The organism is Sulfitobacter sp. 15WGC (assembly GCF_005068605.1).
Taxonomy (GTDB): Bacteria; Pseudomonadota; Alphaproteobacteria; order Rhodobacterales; family Rhodobacteraceae; genus Sulfitobacter; species Sulfitobacter faviae.
Genome location: NZ_SZNL01000004.1, coordinates 163,032 through 180,817 on the forward strand (window position 1 = coordinate 163,032; position 17,786 = coordinate 180,817).

The 17,786-nt window shown below is 64.7% G+C and carries 18 protein-coding genes; 9 read left to right on the forward strand and 9 right to left on the reverse strand.

Going from position 1 to position 17,786, the window contains the following annotated elements:
• Window positions 1–10 precede the first annotated feature (10 nt).
• The 7 genes from pnp to rbfA all read right to left on the reverse strand — a co-directional run bounded on the left by pnp (window position 11) and on the right by rbfA (window position 6,633).
• Window positions 11–2,152: a polyribonucleotide nucleotidyltransferase gene (pnp, locus tag FCK22_RS05065; RefSeq protein ID WP_067266744.1), complete on the reverse strand. Its 2,142-nt coding sequence runs from the start codon at window positions 2,150–2,152 to the stop codon at window positions 11–13.
• Window positions 2,153–2,434: 282 nt separating this feature from the next.
• Window positions 2,435–2,704 carry a 30S ribosomal protein S15 gene (gene rpsO / locus FCK22_RS05070; RefSeq protein ID WP_067266742.1) on the reverse strand — a complete coding sequence of 90 codons (270 nt, stop codon included), beginning with the start codon at window positions 2,702–2,704 and terminating at the stop codon, window positions 2,435–2,437.
• A gap of 168 nt (window positions 2,705–2,872) precedes the next feature.
• The gene (locus FCK22_RS05075; RefSeq protein WP_349237601.1) at window positions 2,873–3,769 is read right to left on the reverse strand and encodes a calcium-binding protein; all 897 of its coding nucleotides are present in this window, start codon (window positions 3,767–3,769) and stop codon (window positions 2,873–2,875) included.
• A 129-nt stretch (window positions 3,770–3,898) separates the two neighbouring features.
• Window positions 3,899–4,435, reverse strand: a complete 537-nt coding sequence (locus FCK22_RS05080; protein ID WP_067266763.1) for a DUF1643 domain-containing protein — start codon at window positions 4,433–4,435, stop codon at window positions 3,899–3,901.
• Between the two features lie 6 nt (window positions 4,436–4,441).
• Window positions 4,442–5,368, reverse strand: a complete 927-nt coding sequence (gene truB, locus FCK22_RS05085; protein WP_067266740.1) for a tRNA pseudouridine(55) synthase TruB — start codon at window positions 5,366–5,368, stop codon at window positions 4,442–4,444.
• A gap of 78 nt (window positions 5,369–5,446) precedes the next feature.
• Window positions 5,447–6,193 (reverse strand): phosphodiester glycosidase family protein, encoded by a 747-nt coding sequence (locus FCK22_RS05090; protein WP_067266738.1) that lies wholly within the window; start codon window positions 6,191–6,193, stop codon window positions 5,447–5,449.
• The gene (gene rbfA / locus FCK22_RS05095; protein WP_067266736.1) at window positions 6,190–6,633 is read right to left on the reverse strand and encodes a 30S ribosome-binding factor RbfA; all 444 of its coding nucleotides are present in this window, start codon (window positions 6,631–6,633) and stop codon (window positions 6,190–6,192) included. The genes FCK22_RS05090 and rbfA overlap by 4 nt, the downstream gene beginning before the upstream one ends.
• Before the next feature lie 96 nt (window positions 6,634–6,729).
• On the opposite strand from rbfA, the gene dapB reads away from it, so the two are divergent.
• Both dapB and FCK22_RS05105 read left to right on the forward strand, forming a co-directional pair.
• The gene (dapB, locus tag FCK22_RS05100; protein WP_067266734.1) at window positions 6,730–7,548 is read left to right on the forward strand and encodes a 4-hydroxy-tetrahydrodipicolinate reductase; all 819 of its coding nucleotides are present in this window, start codon (window positions 6,730–6,732) and stop codon (window positions 7,546–7,548) included.
• 79 nt (window positions 7,549–7,627) lie between these two features.
• A complete protein-coding gene (locus FCK22_RS05105) occupies window positions 7,628–7,987 on the forward strand; it encodes a dihydrodipicolinate reductase (protein WP_067266732.1) in 360 nt (119 codons plus the stop codon).
• 6 nt (window positions 7,988–7,993) lie between these two features.
• Here the strand turns inward: FCK22_RS05105 and FCK22_RS05110 are convergent, their stop codons facing one another.
• Window positions 7,994–8,299 (reverse strand): DUF1674 domain-containing protein, encoded by a 306-nt coding sequence (locus FCK22_RS05110; RefSeq protein ID WP_067266731.1) that lies wholly within the window; start codon window positions 8,297–8,299, stop codon window positions 7,994–7,996.
• Window positions 8,300–8,393: 94 nt separating this feature from the next.
• Between FCK22_RS05110 and FCK22_RS05115 the strand changes: the two genes are divergently transcribed.
• Complete coding sequence (locus FCK22_RS05115) at window positions 8,394–9,665, forward strand: RsmB/NOP family class I SAM-dependent RNA methyltransferase (protein ID WP_067266729.1); 1,272 nt, start codon at window positions 8,394–8,396, stop codon at window positions 9,663–9,665.
• 3 nt (window positions 9,666–9,668) lie between these two features.
• Here FCK22_RS05115 and FCK22_RS05120 read toward each other — a convergent pair whose 3' ends face one another.
• Window positions 9,669–10,418: a PhnD/SsuA/transferrin family substrate-binding protein gene (locus FCK22_RS05120; protein ID WP_067266728.1), complete on the reverse strand. Its 750-nt coding sequence runs from the start codon at window positions 10,416–10,418 to the stop codon at window positions 9,669–9,671.
• A gap of 164 nt (window positions 10,419–10,582) precedes the next feature.
• Between FCK22_RS05120 and FCK22_RS05125 the strand changes: the two genes are divergently transcribed.
• The 6 genes from FCK22_RS05125 (at window position 10,583) to FCK22_RS05150 (ending at window position 17,734) form a co-directional block, all read left to right on the forward strand.
• Window positions 10,583–12,331 carry a heparinase II/III family protein gene (locus FCK22_RS05125; RefSeq protein WP_067266726.1) on the forward strand — a complete coding sequence of 583 codons (1,749 nt, stop codon included), beginning with the start codon at window positions 10,583–10,585 and terminating at the stop codon, window positions 12,329–12,331.
• A 16-nt stretch (window positions 12,332–12,347) separates the two neighbouring features.
• A complete protein-coding gene (gene purH / locus FCK22_RS05130; protein WP_067266725.1) occupies window positions 12,348–13,934 on the forward strand; it encodes a bifunctional phosphoribosylaminoimidazolecarboxamide formyltransferase/IMP cyclohydrolase in 1,587 nt (528 codons plus the stop codon).
• 15 nt (window positions 13,935–13,949) lie between these two features.
• The gene (gene lspA, locus FCK22_RS05135) at window positions 13,950–14,465 is read left to right on the forward strand and encodes a signal peptidase II (protein ID WP_136720264.1); all 516 of its coding nucleotides are present in this window, start codon (window positions 13,950–13,952) and stop codon (window positions 14,463–14,465) included.
• A gap of 26 nt (window positions 14,466–14,491) precedes the next feature.
• On the forward strand, window positions 14,492–15,004 hold the full coding sequence (locus FCK22_RS05140; RefSeq protein WP_067266722.1) for a DUF3035 domain-containing protein: 513 nt from the start codon (window positions 14,492–14,494) through the stop codon (window positions 15,002–15,004).
• 64 nt (window positions 15,005–15,068) lie between these two features.
• A complete protein-coding gene (locus FCK22_RS05145; protein ID WP_067266721.1) occupies window positions 15,069–16,415 on the forward strand; it encodes a pitrilysin family protein in 1,347 nt (448 codons plus the stop codon).
• Complete coding sequence (locus FCK22_RS05150) at window positions 16,412–17,734, forward strand: pitrilysin family protein (protein WP_067266719.1); 1,323 nt, start codon at window positions 16,412–16,414, stop codon at window positions 17,732–17,734. Before FCK22_RS05145 ends, FCK22_RS05150 begins: the two co-directional genes overlap by 4 nt.
• Window positions 17,735–17,786: the final 52 nt, after the last annotated feature.

Genomic DNA, 17,786 nt, shown 5'->3' on the forward strand with positions numbered 1-17,786 from the left:
CAGTTTTTGATTAACCTTCTGCCGCTTCTTTCTTCTCGGCAGTGATCTCTTCGCCAGTCTCCTGATCGACGACTTTCATCGACAGGCGCACCTTGCCGCGATCGTCGAAGCCCAGAAGCTTGACTTTCACTTCCTGACCTTCCTTCAGAACGTCCGAAGGGTGGTTCAGGCGGCGGTTTTCGATCTGGGAGACATGCACCAGACCGTCGCGCTTGCCGAAGAAGTTCACGAAGGCGCCGAAATCGACGATTTTCACAACGGTGCCGGTGTAGATGGCACCTTCTTCGGGCTCGGCCACGATCGAATAGATCATGTCATAGGCTTTCTTGATCGCTTCGCCGTTGGGGCTGGCGATCTTGATGGTGCCTTCGTCGTTGATGTCGACCTTGGCGCCGGAAACCTCGACGATCTCACGGATGACCTTGCCGCCCGAGCCGATCACTTCGCGGATCTTGTCGGTCGGGATTTGCATGGTCTCGATACGCGGGGCGTGGACGGAGAAGTCCGCGGCGCCCGAGATCGCCTTGTTCATCTCGCCGAGGATGTGGATACGGCCTTCTTTGGCCTGGGCCAGGGCTTTCTCCATGATCTCGGGCGTGATGCCTGCGACCTTGATGTCCATCTGCAGCGAGGTGATACCGGCTTCGGTGCCCGCAACCTTGAAGTCCATGTCGCCGAGGTGGTCTTCGTCACCCAGGATGTCCGACAGGATCGCGTAGGAGCCGTCATCTTCGAGGATCAGACCCATCGCCACACCGGCCACGGCCGATTTCAGCGGCACGCCCGCGTCCATCATGGACAAGGAGCCACCGCAGACCGATGCCATCGACGAGGAGCCGTTGGATTCGGTGATCTCGGAGACGAGACGGATGGTGTAGGGGAAGTCTGTTGCCGCGGGCAGAACCGCCTGCAGGGCGCGCCATGCGAGCTTGCCGTGGCCGACTTCGCGGCGTCCGGGAGGGCCCACGCGACCCACTTCGCCGACCGAGTAGGGCGGGAAGTTGTAGTGCAGCAGGAAGTTCGATTTGAAGTTACCGTGCAGCGCGTCGATGAACTGCTCATCGTCGCCGGTGCCGAGCGTGGTCACCACGAGGCCCTGCGTCTCACCACGGGTGAAAAGCGCCGAGCCGTGGGTCCGCGGCAGGATGCCGGTTTCGGCCACGATGTCGCGGATCTCGTCGGTGCGACGGCCGTCGATACGCTTGCCGGTTTTCACCACGTCGCCGCGCAGGATGCTGGCCTCAAGGCCCTTCATTGCGGAGCTGAGGTTCTTGTCCTCAAGCTGCTCTTCGGTGAGCTTGCTCTTGATCGTCTCACGGGCAGCAGCAACGGCGGCGGTGCGCTCTTGCTTGTCCACGATCGCGAAAGCGGCACGCATTTCGTCTTCGCCAGCGGCTTTCACGGCAGCCGACAGATCGGAATAGTCTTCGGGCTGGAAGTCGAAAGGCTCCTTCGCGGCTTCCTCGGCCAGATCGATGATCAGGTCGATGACCGGCTGGATCTGCTCATGCGCGAATTTCACGGCGCCCAGCATTTCCTCTTCCGACAGCTCATAGGCTTCGGATTCGACCATCATCACTGCGTCCTTGGTGCCCGCGACCACGAGGTCGAGGCGCTGGTCGGGGTTGGTGCGCAGGTCTTGCATGTCGTCGATGGTGGGGTTCAGCACATAGTCGCCACCCTCATAGCCCACACGGCAGCCCGCGATCGGACCCATGAAGGGCGCGCCCGAGAGTGTCAGCGCGGCGGAGGCGGCGATCATGGCGACCATGTCGGGGTCGTTGACCAGATCGTGGCTCAGCACGGTGCACATCACCAGAACTTCGTTTTTGAAGCCGGGGACGAAGAGCGGGCGGATCGGACGGTCGATCAGACGCGCGGTCAGTGTTTCCTTCTCGGTGGGGCGGGCCTCACGCTTGAAGAAGCCACCCGGTACTTTACCGGCGGCATAGTATTTCTCTTGGTAGTGCACGGTCAGGGGGAAGAAATCCTGCCCGGGCTTTTGCTGACGTGCATACGTCACGTTGGCCATGACGCTGGTCTCGCCCAGCGTGGCAATCACCGACCCGTCCGCCTGACGGGCAACCTTACCGGTTTCCAGTGTCAGCGTCTCTTCGCCCCACTGGATCGATTTTTTTGTTACATTAAACATCTACGTTTCCTTTTTGGCCCATTGGCCATTGCATAGGGGCCGTATTGCCCCTGACTCCGGTATCTTCTTTTTCAGGCGCTGGAGTCCGGGCGCCGGATTTCAGATTGCGCGGGCATACATGTTTTCATGGCAAATGGGAAGCGTTCTATCGCCTCGGGGCCATAAGCGGCGGGTTCTTTCCGCCGCAGCGCGCCCCGGTCTGCGCGCAACAAAAAACCTCCCGGCAGGGGCCGGGAGGTTTTGGTCGTCCTGTCACCGGAACTTCCGGCGGCTTGCGCGCGATTAGCGGCGCAGGCCGAGGCGTTTGATCAGGTCCTGATAGCGGGACTCGTCTTTGGCCTTAACGTAATCCAGCAGCTTGCGGCGCGTCGCGACCATTTTCAAAAGACCACGGCGGCCGTGGTTGTCTTTCTTGTGGGTCTTGAAGTGCTCGGTCAGCGTGGTGATGCGCGAGGTCAGAATGGCAACCTGAACTTCGGGCGAACCGGTGTCGCCTTCTTTGGTGCCAAATTCTTTCATGACTTTTGCTTTTTCTTCAGCAGTGATCGACATCGGGGTCTCCTTTCGAAAAGAGTTAAAATGGATGGCGCAGGCCGGGATGTCGTCCAGCGCAGGCCCATGGAGATATCACCCGCTGACGGAATCAGCAGGCGATGGGGGCGTATAGGAGGAATTTCCGCCTTTGGCAAAGGGTGATTTGCGCATGGGCTCCGGACCGCCTTAGGCCGCGAGGCCGAGGTCGAAGGCCGCAGAGAGCGGGATCAGCGCGATATCGTCTAGCGTGATGCTGTCCCCCGCCACCCGCGCGACGATGATATCGTCCAGCAGGACGAGGGTTTGGCCCGCATCCTCCGGGTCGGGCAGGATGGAGAGCGGTGGCTCCGCCCCGCCCGCGCTGCTGTCGTCCCAGACAAAGAGCAGCGAATCGTCCGCCGCGTGGTAGTCCGTGATCTGCGCCGCCCCGCCTTGGCCGATCCAGTCCCCCAAGGCGATCTGATCGGTGCCGTCGCCCGAGGTCACCACATCCCCGGCGCCCGCAATTATCAGGTCGTCGCCGCCGCCGCCGTTCAGGAAATCGGGGTTTTGTAGGTCATCCGCCCCGGTGAGCGTGTCGTCGCCCCAGCCGCCAAAGAGCGTATCCACGCCCGCGCCGCCGCGCAGCGCATCGTCGCCAAGCCCGCCTTGCAGGGCATCGTTTCCGGCTTCGCCCTCCAGCAGGTCATCCCCCGCCGCGCCTTGGAGCGCATCATCGCCCGCCCCGCCATAGAGAAAGTCGTCGTCGCTATGGCCGAAGAGGCTGTCGTTGCCCGCGCCGCCGAAGAGGTCGTCATCCCCGCCATTGCCATGCAGGATGTCGCCGCCCGCGCCACCTTGGAGCGTGTCATTGCCGCCGTGGCCGTGCAGGTCATCATCCCCGCCGCCGCCACGAAGCAGGTCCTCCCCGCCGTAGCCGCCAAGCTGGTCGTCGCCGGGGCCGCCCTCCACCGTCTCACCGTCATCGCTGCCCGACAGGATATCTCCGACCGTGGTGGTGCCGCCGCCCGGGCTGTCCCCCTCAGGCAACGCGTCCTCCGGCGGCGTTTCGATTTCCACGAAAGTGACGGCGCCGACCGCCATCAGACCCATTACCCCAGCCAGCCACAACATCCGCAGTTCCACCCGTTGATTGCTTGATGCCCCACACATCGTCCCAGCTTCAAAAGGGCATGTCGTGGCTGTAAAATCAAAGGAATAGCGGGGAAATGGTTAACGAATGCCTGCCCGCGCCGGGGGCTCGGGCTGCCACAGAACCGGCTCTTGGGTGTAGGGCAGGTACAGCGGATGGCGCGGATGCCCGGCTTTGGAGAGGCCGAGGTGGTAGAGCGGTTTCTCCCCCTCAGCCAGTCGTGCGGCGACGGCCAGACCGCGGTCGAGATGGGCGCCATGCACGCCCCAAGCGGCGATGATGCGGTCGGCCCAATCGGCCCCCTCGACCAGCGTGGCATCATTGTCGGGGCCGATAGGATCGGGCGCGGCGCGCATGTCGCGCGGATCGGTGGCGCGGAAGGCGAAGATATTGGTCACCCGGAAGCCGCCAAAGCCTAGTACCCGCGCCCGACGCTCGCACCGCTCGACCGTCGGGTCGTTCTGCACCTCGGTCGCGGTGGAGGGGTTCAGCATCACGAACATCACCTGCGGGGCGCCTGCGTCCCAGATCCGCGTGAGGCTGTAGCGGTATTGCTCGCAGGGCGAGTAGACCGCGGTCGAAGGTGCGTCGCCCTTGGTGTGGCTGCGGGTGATCAGGGCCATTCAGCCCTCATTCGCGTCCGACGACAGGTTGAACACCCGGCTGGGGTGCAGCTCTCCCGCCTTGAAGCGGCCCACGGCGACAGGCTGCCCGTCGAACGAGGCCCAGCATTCATCGCCATATTCCACGTCATGGGCGATGACCATGCCGGGGTTGCCGTTGCGCAGGCGGGTGGCGCCTTCGGGGGTGGCTTTGACTTCGGGCAGCTCGGCCAGCCCTTCGGCCAGCGGCAACAGATAGGTGTCGAGTTCCGGTGTCCGGGCCAGCTCATCGACCTGCGCCAGCGTCAGGGCGTTGGCCGCTTCGAACGGGCCGGACCATGTGCGGCGCAATTCGCGGACGTGGCCGAGACAGCCAAGCTTCTGCCCCAGATCGCGCGCGATGGAGCGGACATAGCCGCCTTTGCCGCAGACCATTTCAAGCGTGACATGATCGGCATCGGGGCGGTCGACCAGCAGCAGGCTTTCCACCCAGAGGGGGCGGGCGGCGATCTCCATCTCTTCGCCGTCGCGGGCGCGTTTATAGGCGCGTTGGCCGTCGATCTTTACGGCGGAGAACTGCGGCGGCACCTGCTGGATGTCACCGATAAAGCCGTTCAGCGCATCCTTGATCGCGGCGTCATCGGGGCGCAGGTCAGAGGTGCCGATGACTTCGCCCTCGGCGTCGTCGGTATTGGTGGCGATGCCGAGCCGCACGGTGAACTCATAGGCTTTGAGCGCGTCGGTGATATAGGGCACGGTCTTGGTCGCTTCGCCCAAGGCGATGGCCAGAACGCCGGTCGCTTCGGGGTCGAGCGTGCCTGCGTGGCCCGCCTTCTTGGCCTCCAGCGCCCAGCGGACCTTGTTGACCACGGCGGTCGAGGTGGGGCCCGCGGGCTTGTCCACCACCAGCCAACCGGAAATATCGCGACCCTTGCGTTTGCGTGCCATGTCTTGCCCCTTCGCTTTTGTGGTGCTGCCCTCTATCGGAGCCGCGCCGCGCTGCCCAGCCCTCATGCGCCGAAAAGCTCACTTTGCGGGCGTCACGATGCCTACGATCGGCCCCAAGGTGGTAAAGCCCGCCCCGCTGCGGCGCAGGCTGGGGGCGCGCAGGCGCGAGATATTGCCGTCGAAATACAGCGCGTTAGGCAGGTCCAACTCATCCCGGTAGAGCCGGGCGAATTCGTGAAAGGTGACCACATCGTTGGAAATCGCGAAAACCGCGCGTTTGCCATCTGCCGTGGTGCCAACCCCGTTTCGGATATAGCGCGAAGTGCTGTCGGGCAGGAATCGCGGGTGCAGCGCCCCGTCGATCACCAACATCGGCCCCGATTGCGTGGCAAAGCGGCAGTTCGGTTTGGCCTTGAGATAGCGCTTGGTCTCGATCACATCGGCGCGGCCCTTGCGCAGGCAAAAGACCCCATTGGGCAGCAGGCCGAAATTGCCGGGGCCAGCACTGTCAATCACGCCGCGCGTCTCGACTCCATCTTCGATGTAATGCCCAACCGGGGAGCGGTCTTCGTGGTACATGCCCGCGTTCATGGCAAAACCGAGCCGCAGCCCCTGCGCTTTCAACGCCTCGTCGAGCGAGCCGAAGAACCCATAGGGCGCGCCCGCCTCATTGTTGAGAAAGAGCCGCAGGTCATCCCGCTCCAGATCGACTTCACAGACCGTGTAGGAACTGCCGTCAAAGGTAATGTTGCGGCATTCGGCAGCGTCCGCAGGCGTGCCTTTCAGCGCCAGAAGCGCGAATGCGATCAGGCCCGCGCGGATCACTGATCCGGCGCGCCGTCGGCACTGTCACCGGCACCGTCGTCATCGGGGGCATCCGCATCGCGGCGCACCACCTCTTGGTTCAACATGCGGCGGGTGTCGTCCATCCGGTCAAAGGTCTGGTCCAACTGAAAGCGCAGATCGGGCGAGAACTTGAGCGTCAGTTTCTTGGCGACCTGACGGCGCAATTCGCTTTTGTTGCGGGCCAGCAGTTTGAGAACCTCATCCTGACCTTCCCCGCCCAAGGGCAGCACATAGGCCGTGGCGATCTTGAGGTCGGGAGAGATGCGCACCTCGCCCACGGTGATCGACATCCGATTGAGATCGGTGTCATGCACATCCCCGCGTGCGAGAACATCGGACAAGGCGCGGCGGACGGTTTCGCCCACGCGGAGTTGTCGTTGCGACGGGCCGGGGCCCTCATGAAACTTGTTCTTTGCCATGCCCCCCATCTAAGGCTTCGGTTGCACTTTGCCAAGCGCTCCGCGACGGGCTAAACCGGCCCTGCCAGTCACGGCCAGAACCGCAGGAGACCGAGTATGACACAGACCCCCGGCATTGCCGTCACCGGCGCCTCTGGCCGCATGGGCCAAATGTTGATCCGTGAGATCATCGCCAGCGACAAAATGCATCTAGCCGCGGCGCTGGAGCGTCCGGGCCATGACTGGATTGGCCGCGATCTGGGCGAGGCGATGGGCGGCACGGCCTCGGGCGTGACTGTGACAGACAATGCGGCAGAGGCTTTTGGCAAGGTGCAGGCCGTCATCGACTTCACCGCGCCGCAGGCCACCATCGCTTTTGCCGGTGAGGCCGCCAAGGCCGGGATCGTCCATGTCATCGGCACCACCGGCATGACCGAAGATGAGATCGCGCAGCTTGCCCCTGCCGCCGAACAGGGGGCCGTCATCGTTCGTGCGGGGAACATGAGCCTCGGCGTGAACCTGCTGACGCAGCTCACCCGGCAGGTCGCCGCCGCGCTGGACGTGGATTACGACATTGAGATCATCGAATCCCACCACAATCAGAAAGTCGATGCCCCCTCGGGCACCGCATTGATGCTGGGCGAAGCCGCCGCCGAGGGGCGCGGTGTCAAACTGGCGGATGTTTCGGACCGGGGCCGCGATGGGATCACCGGCGCGCGGCAAAAGGGCGATATCGGTTTCACCGCGATCCGGGGCGGCGATATCGTGGGCGAACATGACGTGATGTTCGCCGCCGCCGGAGAGCGGATCATCCTGCGCCACGTTGCCTCGGACCGTGCGCTTTTCGCCCGCGGGGCGCTTAAGGCCGCTCTTTGGGGGCAGGGCAAAGCACCGGGCGAGTATGACATGCTGGACGTACTTGGCCTGAAGGGCTGAGGCGCAGGCAAATTGTCTGAAACTTTACCTTCCTTGGCTACGTGAGTGCCTCAGGCAACTCACCCCAAGGGAGGTTTCGATGAAGATTACCTTTGCACTGGCCGTGACAGCGATGCTCGCGGCTGTTGGTCTGCCCGCTGCGGCGGAATATGCCCGTATTCAGAACAAGTCAGACTTCGTTGCGGCGGTGAATGGCAAAAGGCTGACCCGCCCGCTGGTCGATCTGCGGGTCACCTCAGGTGGGGCCATTTCCGGCAAGGGCGCGGTTTGGGAGGTCACCGGCAAGTGGTCGTGGAAAGACGGTTATTTCTGCCGCACGCTGATCTGGGGCGGCAAGGATCTGGGCTATAATTGCCAAGTGGTCATGCGCGATGGCGCGAAAATCCGCTTCACCTCTGACAAAGGTGCGGGTGAGTCGGCGGTGCTGACCCTGCGCTAAGACAGCTTAGAAATCGACGGCGATGCCCTTCTTTTCCCAGTCGCCATAGCGCACAGGCTCCGGCCCATCGCGCCCGCCAAGTTCGGTGGGCATGTCGAGCGCGGCGGCGGCCTCGCGCCGGGCCGCGGCCTCGGCCAAGGCGCGTTGCGCGGCGGCAGGCAGGTCGGGGCCGGGGGTCGGCGTCGGGTCATGCGGCGTGTCGGGAATCGGTTTCGGCCCCGGTTTGGGCTGCGGGGGCAGGTCCGGTTTGGGGCTGGGCGTCGGGTCAGGGCCGGGTCTGCTGTCGGGAATGGGGCGTTGATCGGGCATCATGGTCCTCTTGAGCCAAGTTCTCCCTTGATATACGTCGCCCGCTGGCCCAGACAACCCGGCAACCCCTCAAGCCAGACCCAGATAGGATATGACCATGGCAGACACAGGCGTTCAGGCCCGCAGAAGCGCGGTATATCTGCTGGATCAGATTTTGGGCGATGAGCCGCGGCTGATGTCCGAGCTTCTTGCCGCGGGCGCGCTGGACAAGCTGCCCCCCGATGATCGGGCGCGGGCGCAGCGTCTGGCGCAGGACACGCTGCGCGGGTTGGAACGGGCGGACCGGTTGCTGCAAAAACACCTGCAAAAGGCACCGCCGCTGACCGTGCGCAATGTGCTGCGGGTCGGCACGGTTGAGCTTTGTCAGGGCGGGGCCGCGCATGGGGTGGTGAATGCGATGGTGAACCTCGTCTCGCAGCACCGCACGCTGAGCCATCTCAAGGGGCTGACCAACGCGGTGCTGCGCAAGATCGCCGCTCAGGGGCCCGAGGCGTGGGATGCCCTGCGCGCGCCGCGCCTGCCGAAATGGCTGCGCGGACCGCTGGCTGAGGCTTGGGGAACCGATGCCATGGCCGCGATGGAACAGGCGCATTTCGCCGGCGCACCGCTTGATCTGACCGCCAAGGGCGACGCTGCCACTTTGGCAAAGGCCGTGGGGGGCACGCTGCTGCCGACAGGCTCCGTTCGGGTGACGGATGCCGGGCAGGTCTCCACCATGCCGGGCTTTGCCGAGGGGGACTGGTGGGTGCAAGATGCCGCCGCCGCGATCCCGGTGCGGGTGCTGGCGCCCAGGGAGGGCGAGACTGTGCTGGACCTCTGCGCCGCGCCGGGCGGCAAGACGATGCAACTGGCCGCCGCGGGGGCGGTCGTCACCGCCGTTGACCAGTCGCACCCCCGGATGCAGCGGGTGAAGGAAAACCTCGCCCGCGTCGGGCTGAAGGCCAAGACGCTGATCAAGGACGCGCGCGCCGTGCAGGGTACATTCGACGCCATTCTGCTGGACGCGCCATGCTCCGCCACCGGCACCATCCGCCGCCACCCGGACCTGCCCTATGCCAAGGACGGATCGGAATTCGGTGATCTGATCGAGTTGCAATCCGAGTTGATCGACCACGCCTGGAGCCTGCTCAAGCCCGGCGGGCGGTTGGTGTTCTGCACCTGTAGCCTGCTGCCCGACGAGGGCGAAGTGCAGGTCGACGAAGCCTTGGAGCGGCATGGCGACATGAACGTCGACACCGCCGCGCTGGAACTGCCGGGGGTCGAGGCTGATTGGCACACCGAAGAGGGCGGGCTGCGCCTGCGCCCCGATTTCTGGGCCGATCAAGGCGGGATGGACGGGTTCTATATCGCCTGTCTGCGCAAGGACTGACCCTCACGCCCCGTCGGGTGGGGAGGGCACGGCGAGATAGGCCGCTTTCGGGATGTCTATGAGGCCGCGGAGCCCTAGCGTGGCGGCGTCTTCCGGCATGAGCCCGGCGATGGCCGCACGCACCGCCGCGGCTATTGCCACCGCATCGGCATCCGCTGCCGCAATATAGGGCAGGCCGGGGGTCGGGACCGTGCGTTCCAGCACCCGCAGGTCACCCGCGAAAGCGTCATGGCTTTCGATCAGCCGCCAAGAGACTGCATCCAGCGCCGCGATATCCGCGCGTCCCTCGGCCACGGCCTTGGCCGAGGCGCGGTGGCCGTGGCTTTGGCTGCGCTCTGCAAACCAAAACCCCCGCGCCCGGCAATGCGCGTAAGGGGCGGCATAGCCTGATTGCGAGAATGTTTGGTTGTAGGTGAACCGCGCCGCGTGGAAATCGGAAATTGTTTCACGGGGATCATTGGCGCGGACCACGAAAACGCTGTTGTAATACCCCGGCGGGCAGCCTGCGACGCCAAAGTCCGGCGTGCCGATCAGCGTGACACGGTCGTGCAGCCACAGGCGGTAAGGCATCCCGCAGGTCTGGGAAAGGGTGAGGTCGGGCGCGGTCCAGACGGCGAATTCCTCGGCATCATTGCTCAGCCTTTCCGGGGCCGGGGTGCCCTGCGCGCGCAGCGCGTCACGGATCATGGCCCAGTAGCGCCCTGTCGCCTCGGCGGTCTCGGGGCGCAGGTACATCATCAGGCTGGCGATCATCGGCGGCTCCGCTTGGGGTGTTCCTGTTTAGGCCGCGCCGCCGCGCGGTGGCAAGCGTCGGTTCCCCGCCGATCCCCCGCCGCGTGGGGAAAATCCGGTGACTCATTGTGGGGCCGCGGTTATGCTGCCGCCAAACGCCAGCAGAGCGTCAGGGGCAGCTTGATATGATTAATCTTTCCAGCGTCATGGCCCGCAGGGCGCGGTTTCTGAACCGCTTCCATGCTTGGCGTGCGACCCGGGGCCGGGGGCGCGTCGTCGCGTTCACCTCTTCGCCCGAGCCGCGCACCATCGGCTCTTTCGCGCGGGGGCGGCAGTTGATGGCGGGCAATTACCTCTTTGCCGGCAGCCTGCTGACCGCACCGCAAACCGCCATGTGGGACCTGACCCCGCCTGACCCCGCCTTTGCCGCGGAGTTGCACGGTTTTGCGTGGCTCGATGACCTTGCTGCCGTGGGCGATGCGCGGGCGCGGGGGGCGGCGCAGGCGTGGCTTTGGGGCTGGATCGACCGTTTCGGGCGCGGGCAGGGGCCGGGCTGGACCCCGGCGCTGACCGGGCGGCGGTTGATCCGTTGGATCAACCACGCGCTTTTCCTGCTGCGCGGGACCGAGGCCGAGCAGAGCGACGCCTTCTACCGATCCCTCGAACGGCAGACCCGGTTCCTGTCGAAACGATGGCGCGGGGCGGCCCCCGGCCTGCCGCGTTTCGAGGCGCTGGCCGGGCTGATCTATGCCAGCCTATCGTTGGAGGGGCTGGCGGAACTGGCCGATCCGGCGGTCAAGGCCCTCCCCCGGGAATGCGCCAGCCAGATCGATGACGAAGGCGGGCTGCCCACGCGCAATCCCGAGGAACTGCTGGCGGTCTTCACCCTGCTGACATGGGCCGCCGCTGCGCTGAGCGATGCGGGCCGCAGCACGCCCAAGGAGCATCTGACCGCGATCGAGCGCATCGCGCCGACCCTGCGCAGCCTGCGCCATGCGGATGGGGCGTTGGCGCGGTTTCACGGCGGCGGGCGCGGCATGGAGGGCTGGCTGGACCACGCGCTGGCGGCGGCCAAGGTCAGGACGCGGCAGCCCGATGGGCTGGCCATGGGCTTTGCAAGACTGTCCGCAGGCCGCACCAGCGTGATCGTCGATGCGGCAGCCCCGCCAAGCGGTGCGGCCTCGACCAACGCCCATGCCTCGACATTGGCGTTCGAACTGACCTCGGGGCGGCGGCCCTTGGTGGTGAACTGCGGCTCCGGCGCGTCTTTCGGGCTGGAGTGGCGGCGGGCGGGGCGGGCCACGCCGTCGCATTCGGCCCTGTCGCTTGTTGGTCATTCCAGCGCGCGACTGGCGGAGCCTGATCCGCATAGCGGGGCGGAAGCGCTGATCGCGGGCCCGCGCCATGTGCCCGTCGAGATTGGAGAGGCGGCGGACGGGCTGCGTTTCGAAGGCGCGCATGACGCCTATCTGCGCAGCCACGGGTTGACCCACGCGCGGCGGCTGGAGTTGACCGCAGACGGGCGCGGCCTCTCGGGGGAGGATATGTTGCTGGCGATAGAGGGGGCGGAGAAGCGGCGCTTTGACAAAGTGCTGAACGCCGCCCAGTCAAAGGGGGTCGCCTTCGACATTCGGTTTCACCTGCACCCGGATGTAGATGCCAACTTGGACCTTGGCGGGGCTGCGATCTCAATGGCGCTGAAAAGCGGGGAGATTTGGGTGTTTCGCCATGACGGCACGCATAATCTGTCTTTGGAACCGGGGGTTTACCTCGAGACAACCCGCCTGAAACCACGCGCCGCGCAGCAGATCGTGCTCTCGGGCTATGCCATGAACTATGCCACGCGGGTGCGCTGGTCGTTGTCAAAAGCGCAGGAAACTGCGATTGGCGTGCGAGATTTGTCGATCGACGATCCCTATGCTGATGAAGACTGACCAAGGAACCAGCCCCATGCCCGACCTCTATCCCATCAAACGCGCCCTGCTTTCCGTATCCGACAAGACCGGTCTTTTGGACCTTGGCAAGGCTTTGGCGGCGCGGGGCGTCGAATTGCTCAGCACCGGCGGCACCGCGAAAGCGCTGCGCGACGCGGGGCTTGAGGTTCTGGATGTGGCCGATGTGACTGGCTTTCCCGAGATGATGGACGGGCGCGTGAAAACGCTGCATCCGGTCGTGCATGGCGGTCTGTTGGCCCTGCGCGACAATGACGAACACGTCGGCGCGATGAACGAACATAACATCGGCGCGATCGATCTGGTGGTGGTGAACCTCTACCCCTTCGAGGAAACCGTCGCCAAGGGCGCGGAATACGCCGAGGTGATCGAGAATATCGACATTGGCGGCCCGGCGATGATCCGCTCGGCGGCCAAGAACCACGGTTTCGTCAATGTGGTGGTGGATGTCGAGGATTACGCCGAGGTCATCGCGGAGCTGGAGGCCAACGACGGCCAGACCACTTACGCCCTGCGCCAACGGCTGGCCCAGACCGCCTATGCCCGCACCGCTGCCTATGACACCGCCGTCAGCACATGGATGGCCGCGCAGGTCGCGGCCACGCCGCGCCGCCGCACCTTTGGCGGCACGTTGGCCCAGACCCTGCGCTATGGCGAGAACCCGCATCAGCAGGCGGCCTTCTACACCGATGGCTCGAACGCCCCCGGTCTGGCCAACGCGGTGCAGCACCAAGGCAAGGAGCTGTCCTACAACAACATCAACGACACCGACGCGGCCTTCGCGCTGGTCAGCGAGTTCGACCCCAAGGACGGCCCCGCCTGCGCGATCATCAAACACGCCAACCCCTGTGGCGTGGCCCGGGGCGAGACGCTGCTGGAAGCCTACACCCGCGCCTTCGACTGTGACCGAACCTCGGCCTTTGGCGGCATCATCGCGCTGAACCAGCCGCTGGACGGGCCGACGGCTGAGGCCATCGCGGCGATCTTCACCGAGGTCGTCATCGCCCCCGGCGCGGATGAGGATGCCAAGCGCATCTTCGCCGCCAAGAAGAACCTGCGCCTGCTGACCACCGAAGGCCTCGCCGATCCGACCGCCGCCGAACTGGCGGTGCGTCAGGTCTCGGGCGGCTTTCTCGTGCAAGACAAGGACGTGGGTCGCATCACCCGCGATGACCTGAAAGTCGTGACCAAGCGCAAGCCCTCGGATCAGGAACTGGATGACATGCTCTTTGCTTGGACTGTGGCGAAACACGTCAAGTCCAACGCCATCATCTACGTCAAGGATGGCGCCACTGTGGGCGTGGGCGCGGGCCAGATGAGCCGCGTCGACAGCACCCGCATCGCCGCGCGCAAGGCCCAAGACATGGCCGAGGTGATGGACATCGAAGCCCCCCTGACGCAGGGCTCGGTCGTGGCCTCTGATGCCTTCTTCCCCTTCGCCGACGGCCTCATCACCGCGGCCGAGGCCGGTGCCACGGCGCTGATCCAGCCCGGCGGCTCCATGCGTGACGACGAGGTGATCGCGGCGGCGGATGAGGCGGGCCTTGCCATGGTCTTCACCGGCATGCGCCACTTCCGGCACTAAGCAAAGGGGAGCCCCATGCGGACATTCGGCATCGCGGCCTTCGTGGCCTTTCTGATCGACCAGATCAGCAAATATGTGGTCATTCACATGATGGAACTGGCGCGTGTCCGCTCCATCGACGTGCTGCCGCCGGTGCTGAATTTCCGCTACGGGGAAAACCGGGGCATCAACTTTGGCCTCGGCGGCGACATGAGCCAATGGGTGCTGATCGTGGTGGCGCTGGTGATCTGCGCGGGCGTCACCCTATGGCTCTGGCGCAGCCCGCATGGGCGTTGGGCGCAGCTCAGCGGTGGCCTGCTGGTCGGCGGGGCGCTGGCGAATGTGGCGGACCGGCTGATCTACGGCTATGTGCTCGATTTCCTGAACAACTCCTGCTGCGGCATCAACAACCCTTTCGTCTACAACTTGGCGGATGTCTTTATCTTTGCCGGGGCCTTGGGGCTGATCCTCTTTACCGGAGAGCCGAAAAGCGCGCCCAAACGCCGGGGCAAAAAAAGGTCAGTGACATTGCCCGCTTGCCTGCGATATTGAACAAGCAGACCCTGAAAGGAGACACCATGCGCCGCATTGCCCTCATCAGCTTGATCCCGCTGGCCCTCGCCGCCTGCAGCAATCAGGGCCTTCGCGATTTGCAGCCGACTTCTGAAGGGCCTGATGAGTTCCTGATCCAACCGGTCAAGCCGCTGGAGCGTCCTGACAACCTGAACACCCTGCCCACGCCTGCGCCGGGGCAGGCGAACCTGACCGACCGCTCGGCGGTGGCCGAAGGGGTGGCGGCATTCGGCGGGCGTTTGGATACCTCTACTGGCATCCCGGCGGGGGATGCGGCGTTGGTCCAACATGCGGGCCGGATGGGCGTGCAGCCCGGAATCCGTGAGAGCTTGGCCGAGGCCGACGCGAAATTCCGCAAGCGCAAGGGCCGTTTCACCCAATTCCGCATCGTACCGGTTGATCGCTACGGCCAAGCCTACAAGCGCATGATCCTCGACGCCCATAGCGAGGCGGAGCGCTGGCGCAGGGCAGGCGGACGCACGCCGTCCTACCCGCCGCAGGACACACGTTTTCGCTAGGCTTCTTGAAAGTAGCGCCAGACCGCGTAGGTAATGCGAGAGGCGATATATTTCGAGGTAAGCAATGATCCGACTGCCGATGATGGCGGCCCTGGTGGCAACGCTTTTCACAGCCCCCGCCGCGCAGGCGGGGCAGACCGAGAACGAAGCGGTCACCCATTTCACCCTTGATAACGGCATGGAGGTCGTGGTCGTCGAAGACCACCGTGCCCCGGTCGTGCAGCAAATGGTTTGGTACCGTGCAGGTTCAGCGGATGAGCCCAAAGGTGCCTCCGGCGTGGCGCATTTCCTTGAGCACCTGCTGTTCAAGGCCACCGATAAGCTGGAAGCGGGCGAGTTCTCGGCCACCGTGGCCGCCAACGGCGGGCGCGACAACGCTTTCACCAGCTACGATTACACCGCCTATTACCAGCGCGTCGCGGCAGACCGCCTTGGCCTGATGATGGAGATGGAGGCCGACCGGATGAAGAACATCCGTTTGACCCCCGAAAACATCGAAACCGAACGCGATGTGATCCTCGAAGAGCGCAATCAGCGGACCGAGAACAACCCCGCCGCGCTGTTCAGCGAACAACTCAGCGCCGTGCAATATCTCAACCACCGCTACGGCGTGCCGATCATCGGCTGGAAACATGAGATGGAGGAGTTGGACCTCGAAGACGCCCTGTCGTTCTATGAACTCTACTACTCGCCCAACAACGCGATCCTCGTGGTCTCGGGCGATGTAACACCGGAAGAGGTGCGCGAACTGGCCGAGGCCACCTATGGTCAAATCCCCGCCAACCCCGCCTTGCCGGAACGTCTGCGCACCGAAGAGCCGCCCCAGATCGCCGAGCGTCGGTTGATCTACAAAGACGCCCGCGTGGCCCAGCCCTATGTCCGCCGCTCCTATCTTGCCCAAGAACGTGACAGCGGCGAACAGGAGGAAGCGGCGGCGCTCTTGCTGCTTAGCGAATTGCTGGGCGGCGGCACCACGTCCTACCTTGCCGAGAAACTGCAATTCGACGCGCAGATCGCCAATTACACCGGCGCCTTCTACAAGGCCGACACGCTGGACGACACGACCTTTGACCTCGTCGTGCTGCCCGTGCCCGGCGTCAGCCTGCAACAGGCCGAAGAGGCGCTGGACGAGGCGCTCGCGCAGTTCATGGAGGCCGGTGTCGACCCGGAACACCTCGAACGTCTCAAGGCGCAGTTGCGCGCCGACCAAATCTACGCTCGCGACGACGCGGACAGCGTGGCGCACCGCTATGGTTCGGCCCTCGCTATCGGCCTCACGGTCGAAGACGTGCAGGCATGGCCCGATGTGCTTCAAGCCGTCACCGCCGAAGACATCATGCAGGCCGCCCACGACCTGTTCGACAAACGCGCATCGGTCACCGGTTGGCTGATGAAGGAGGACGCGCAATGAGACTGATCTACGCCCTGATCCTGACGGTAATTGCCGCACTCCCCGCCCGTGCCGAGGTCGATATTCAGGAGGTGACCAGCCCCGGCGGCATCACCGCTTGGCTGGTCGAGGAACACTCGATCCCCTTCGTGGCACTGGAAATCCGTTTCCGTGGCGGCGCGTCTCTCGATGCCCCCGGCAAACGCGGCGCGATCAACCTGATGACCGGCCTCTTGGAAGAAGGGGCAGGCGAGATGGACGCCCGCGCCTTCAGCCGCGCGACCGAAGCGCTGGCCACGAACCTCAGCTTTGATGTCTCTGACGATGCGCTTTCCGTGTCCGCACGTTTCCTGACCGAGAACCGCGCGCCCTCAATCGACCTTCTGCGCGTGGCCCTTCAGGAGCCGCGTTTCGACGAAGACGCCATTGAGCGGGTGCGCGGCCAAGTGATTTCGAACATCCAGTCGAACCAGAAAGACCCCAACAAAATCGCCCAACAGACCTTTGACCGGATCGCCTTTGGGGATCACCCCTATGGCAGTTCGCTCAATGGTACGCTGGAAAGCGTCGCCGGCCTGACGCGTGACGATCTGCTCGCGGCGCATCGCGCGGTGCTGGCGCGGGACCGCATCATCGTTGGCGCGGTGGGCGACATTACGCCCGAGGAGTTGGGCCAGATGCTCGACAAGCTGTTGGGGGGGCTGCCCGCCGAAGGCGCGCCGATGCCGCCCCGGGCCGAGGTCGATATCCCCAGCGGCACCACTGTGGTCGATTTCGCCACGCCGCAATCCGTCGCGCTCTTTGGTCAGCCCGGCCTCGCGCAGGACGATCCCGATTGGTTCACCGCGACGGTGCTGAACCACGTCCTTGGCGGCGGCGGTTTCGAATCCCGGCTGATGACCGAGGTGCGCGAGAAACGTGGCCTGACCTACGGCGTCTATTCCTACCTCGCCCCGCGTGATCTGGCCGAGACCTATCTCGGCTCCGTCAGCTCGTCCAATGACCGCATCGCCGAAGCGATCGAGGTGATCCGCGCCGAATGGGCCAAGGCCGCTGCCGAAGGCATCACGCAAGAGGAACTGGACGCCGCCAAGACCTATATCACCGGCGCCTATCCGCTGCGCTTCGATGGGAACACGCCCATTGCCAACATCCTCGTCGGCATGCAGATGCTGGGCCTGCCGACCGACTATATCGCCACCCGCAACGACAGGGTTGAGGCGGTCACGCTCGAAGACGTCAAACGCGTCGCCGCTGAGTTGCTGGAGCCCGAAAACCTGCATTTCGTTGTCGTCGGCCAGCCCGAAGGGCTAGAGGTCGCAGACACAGCGCAGGAATGAAAAAAAAGCGCCGCTCCCGACAGGGGGGCGGCGCTTCTGCATAGGCCGGGCG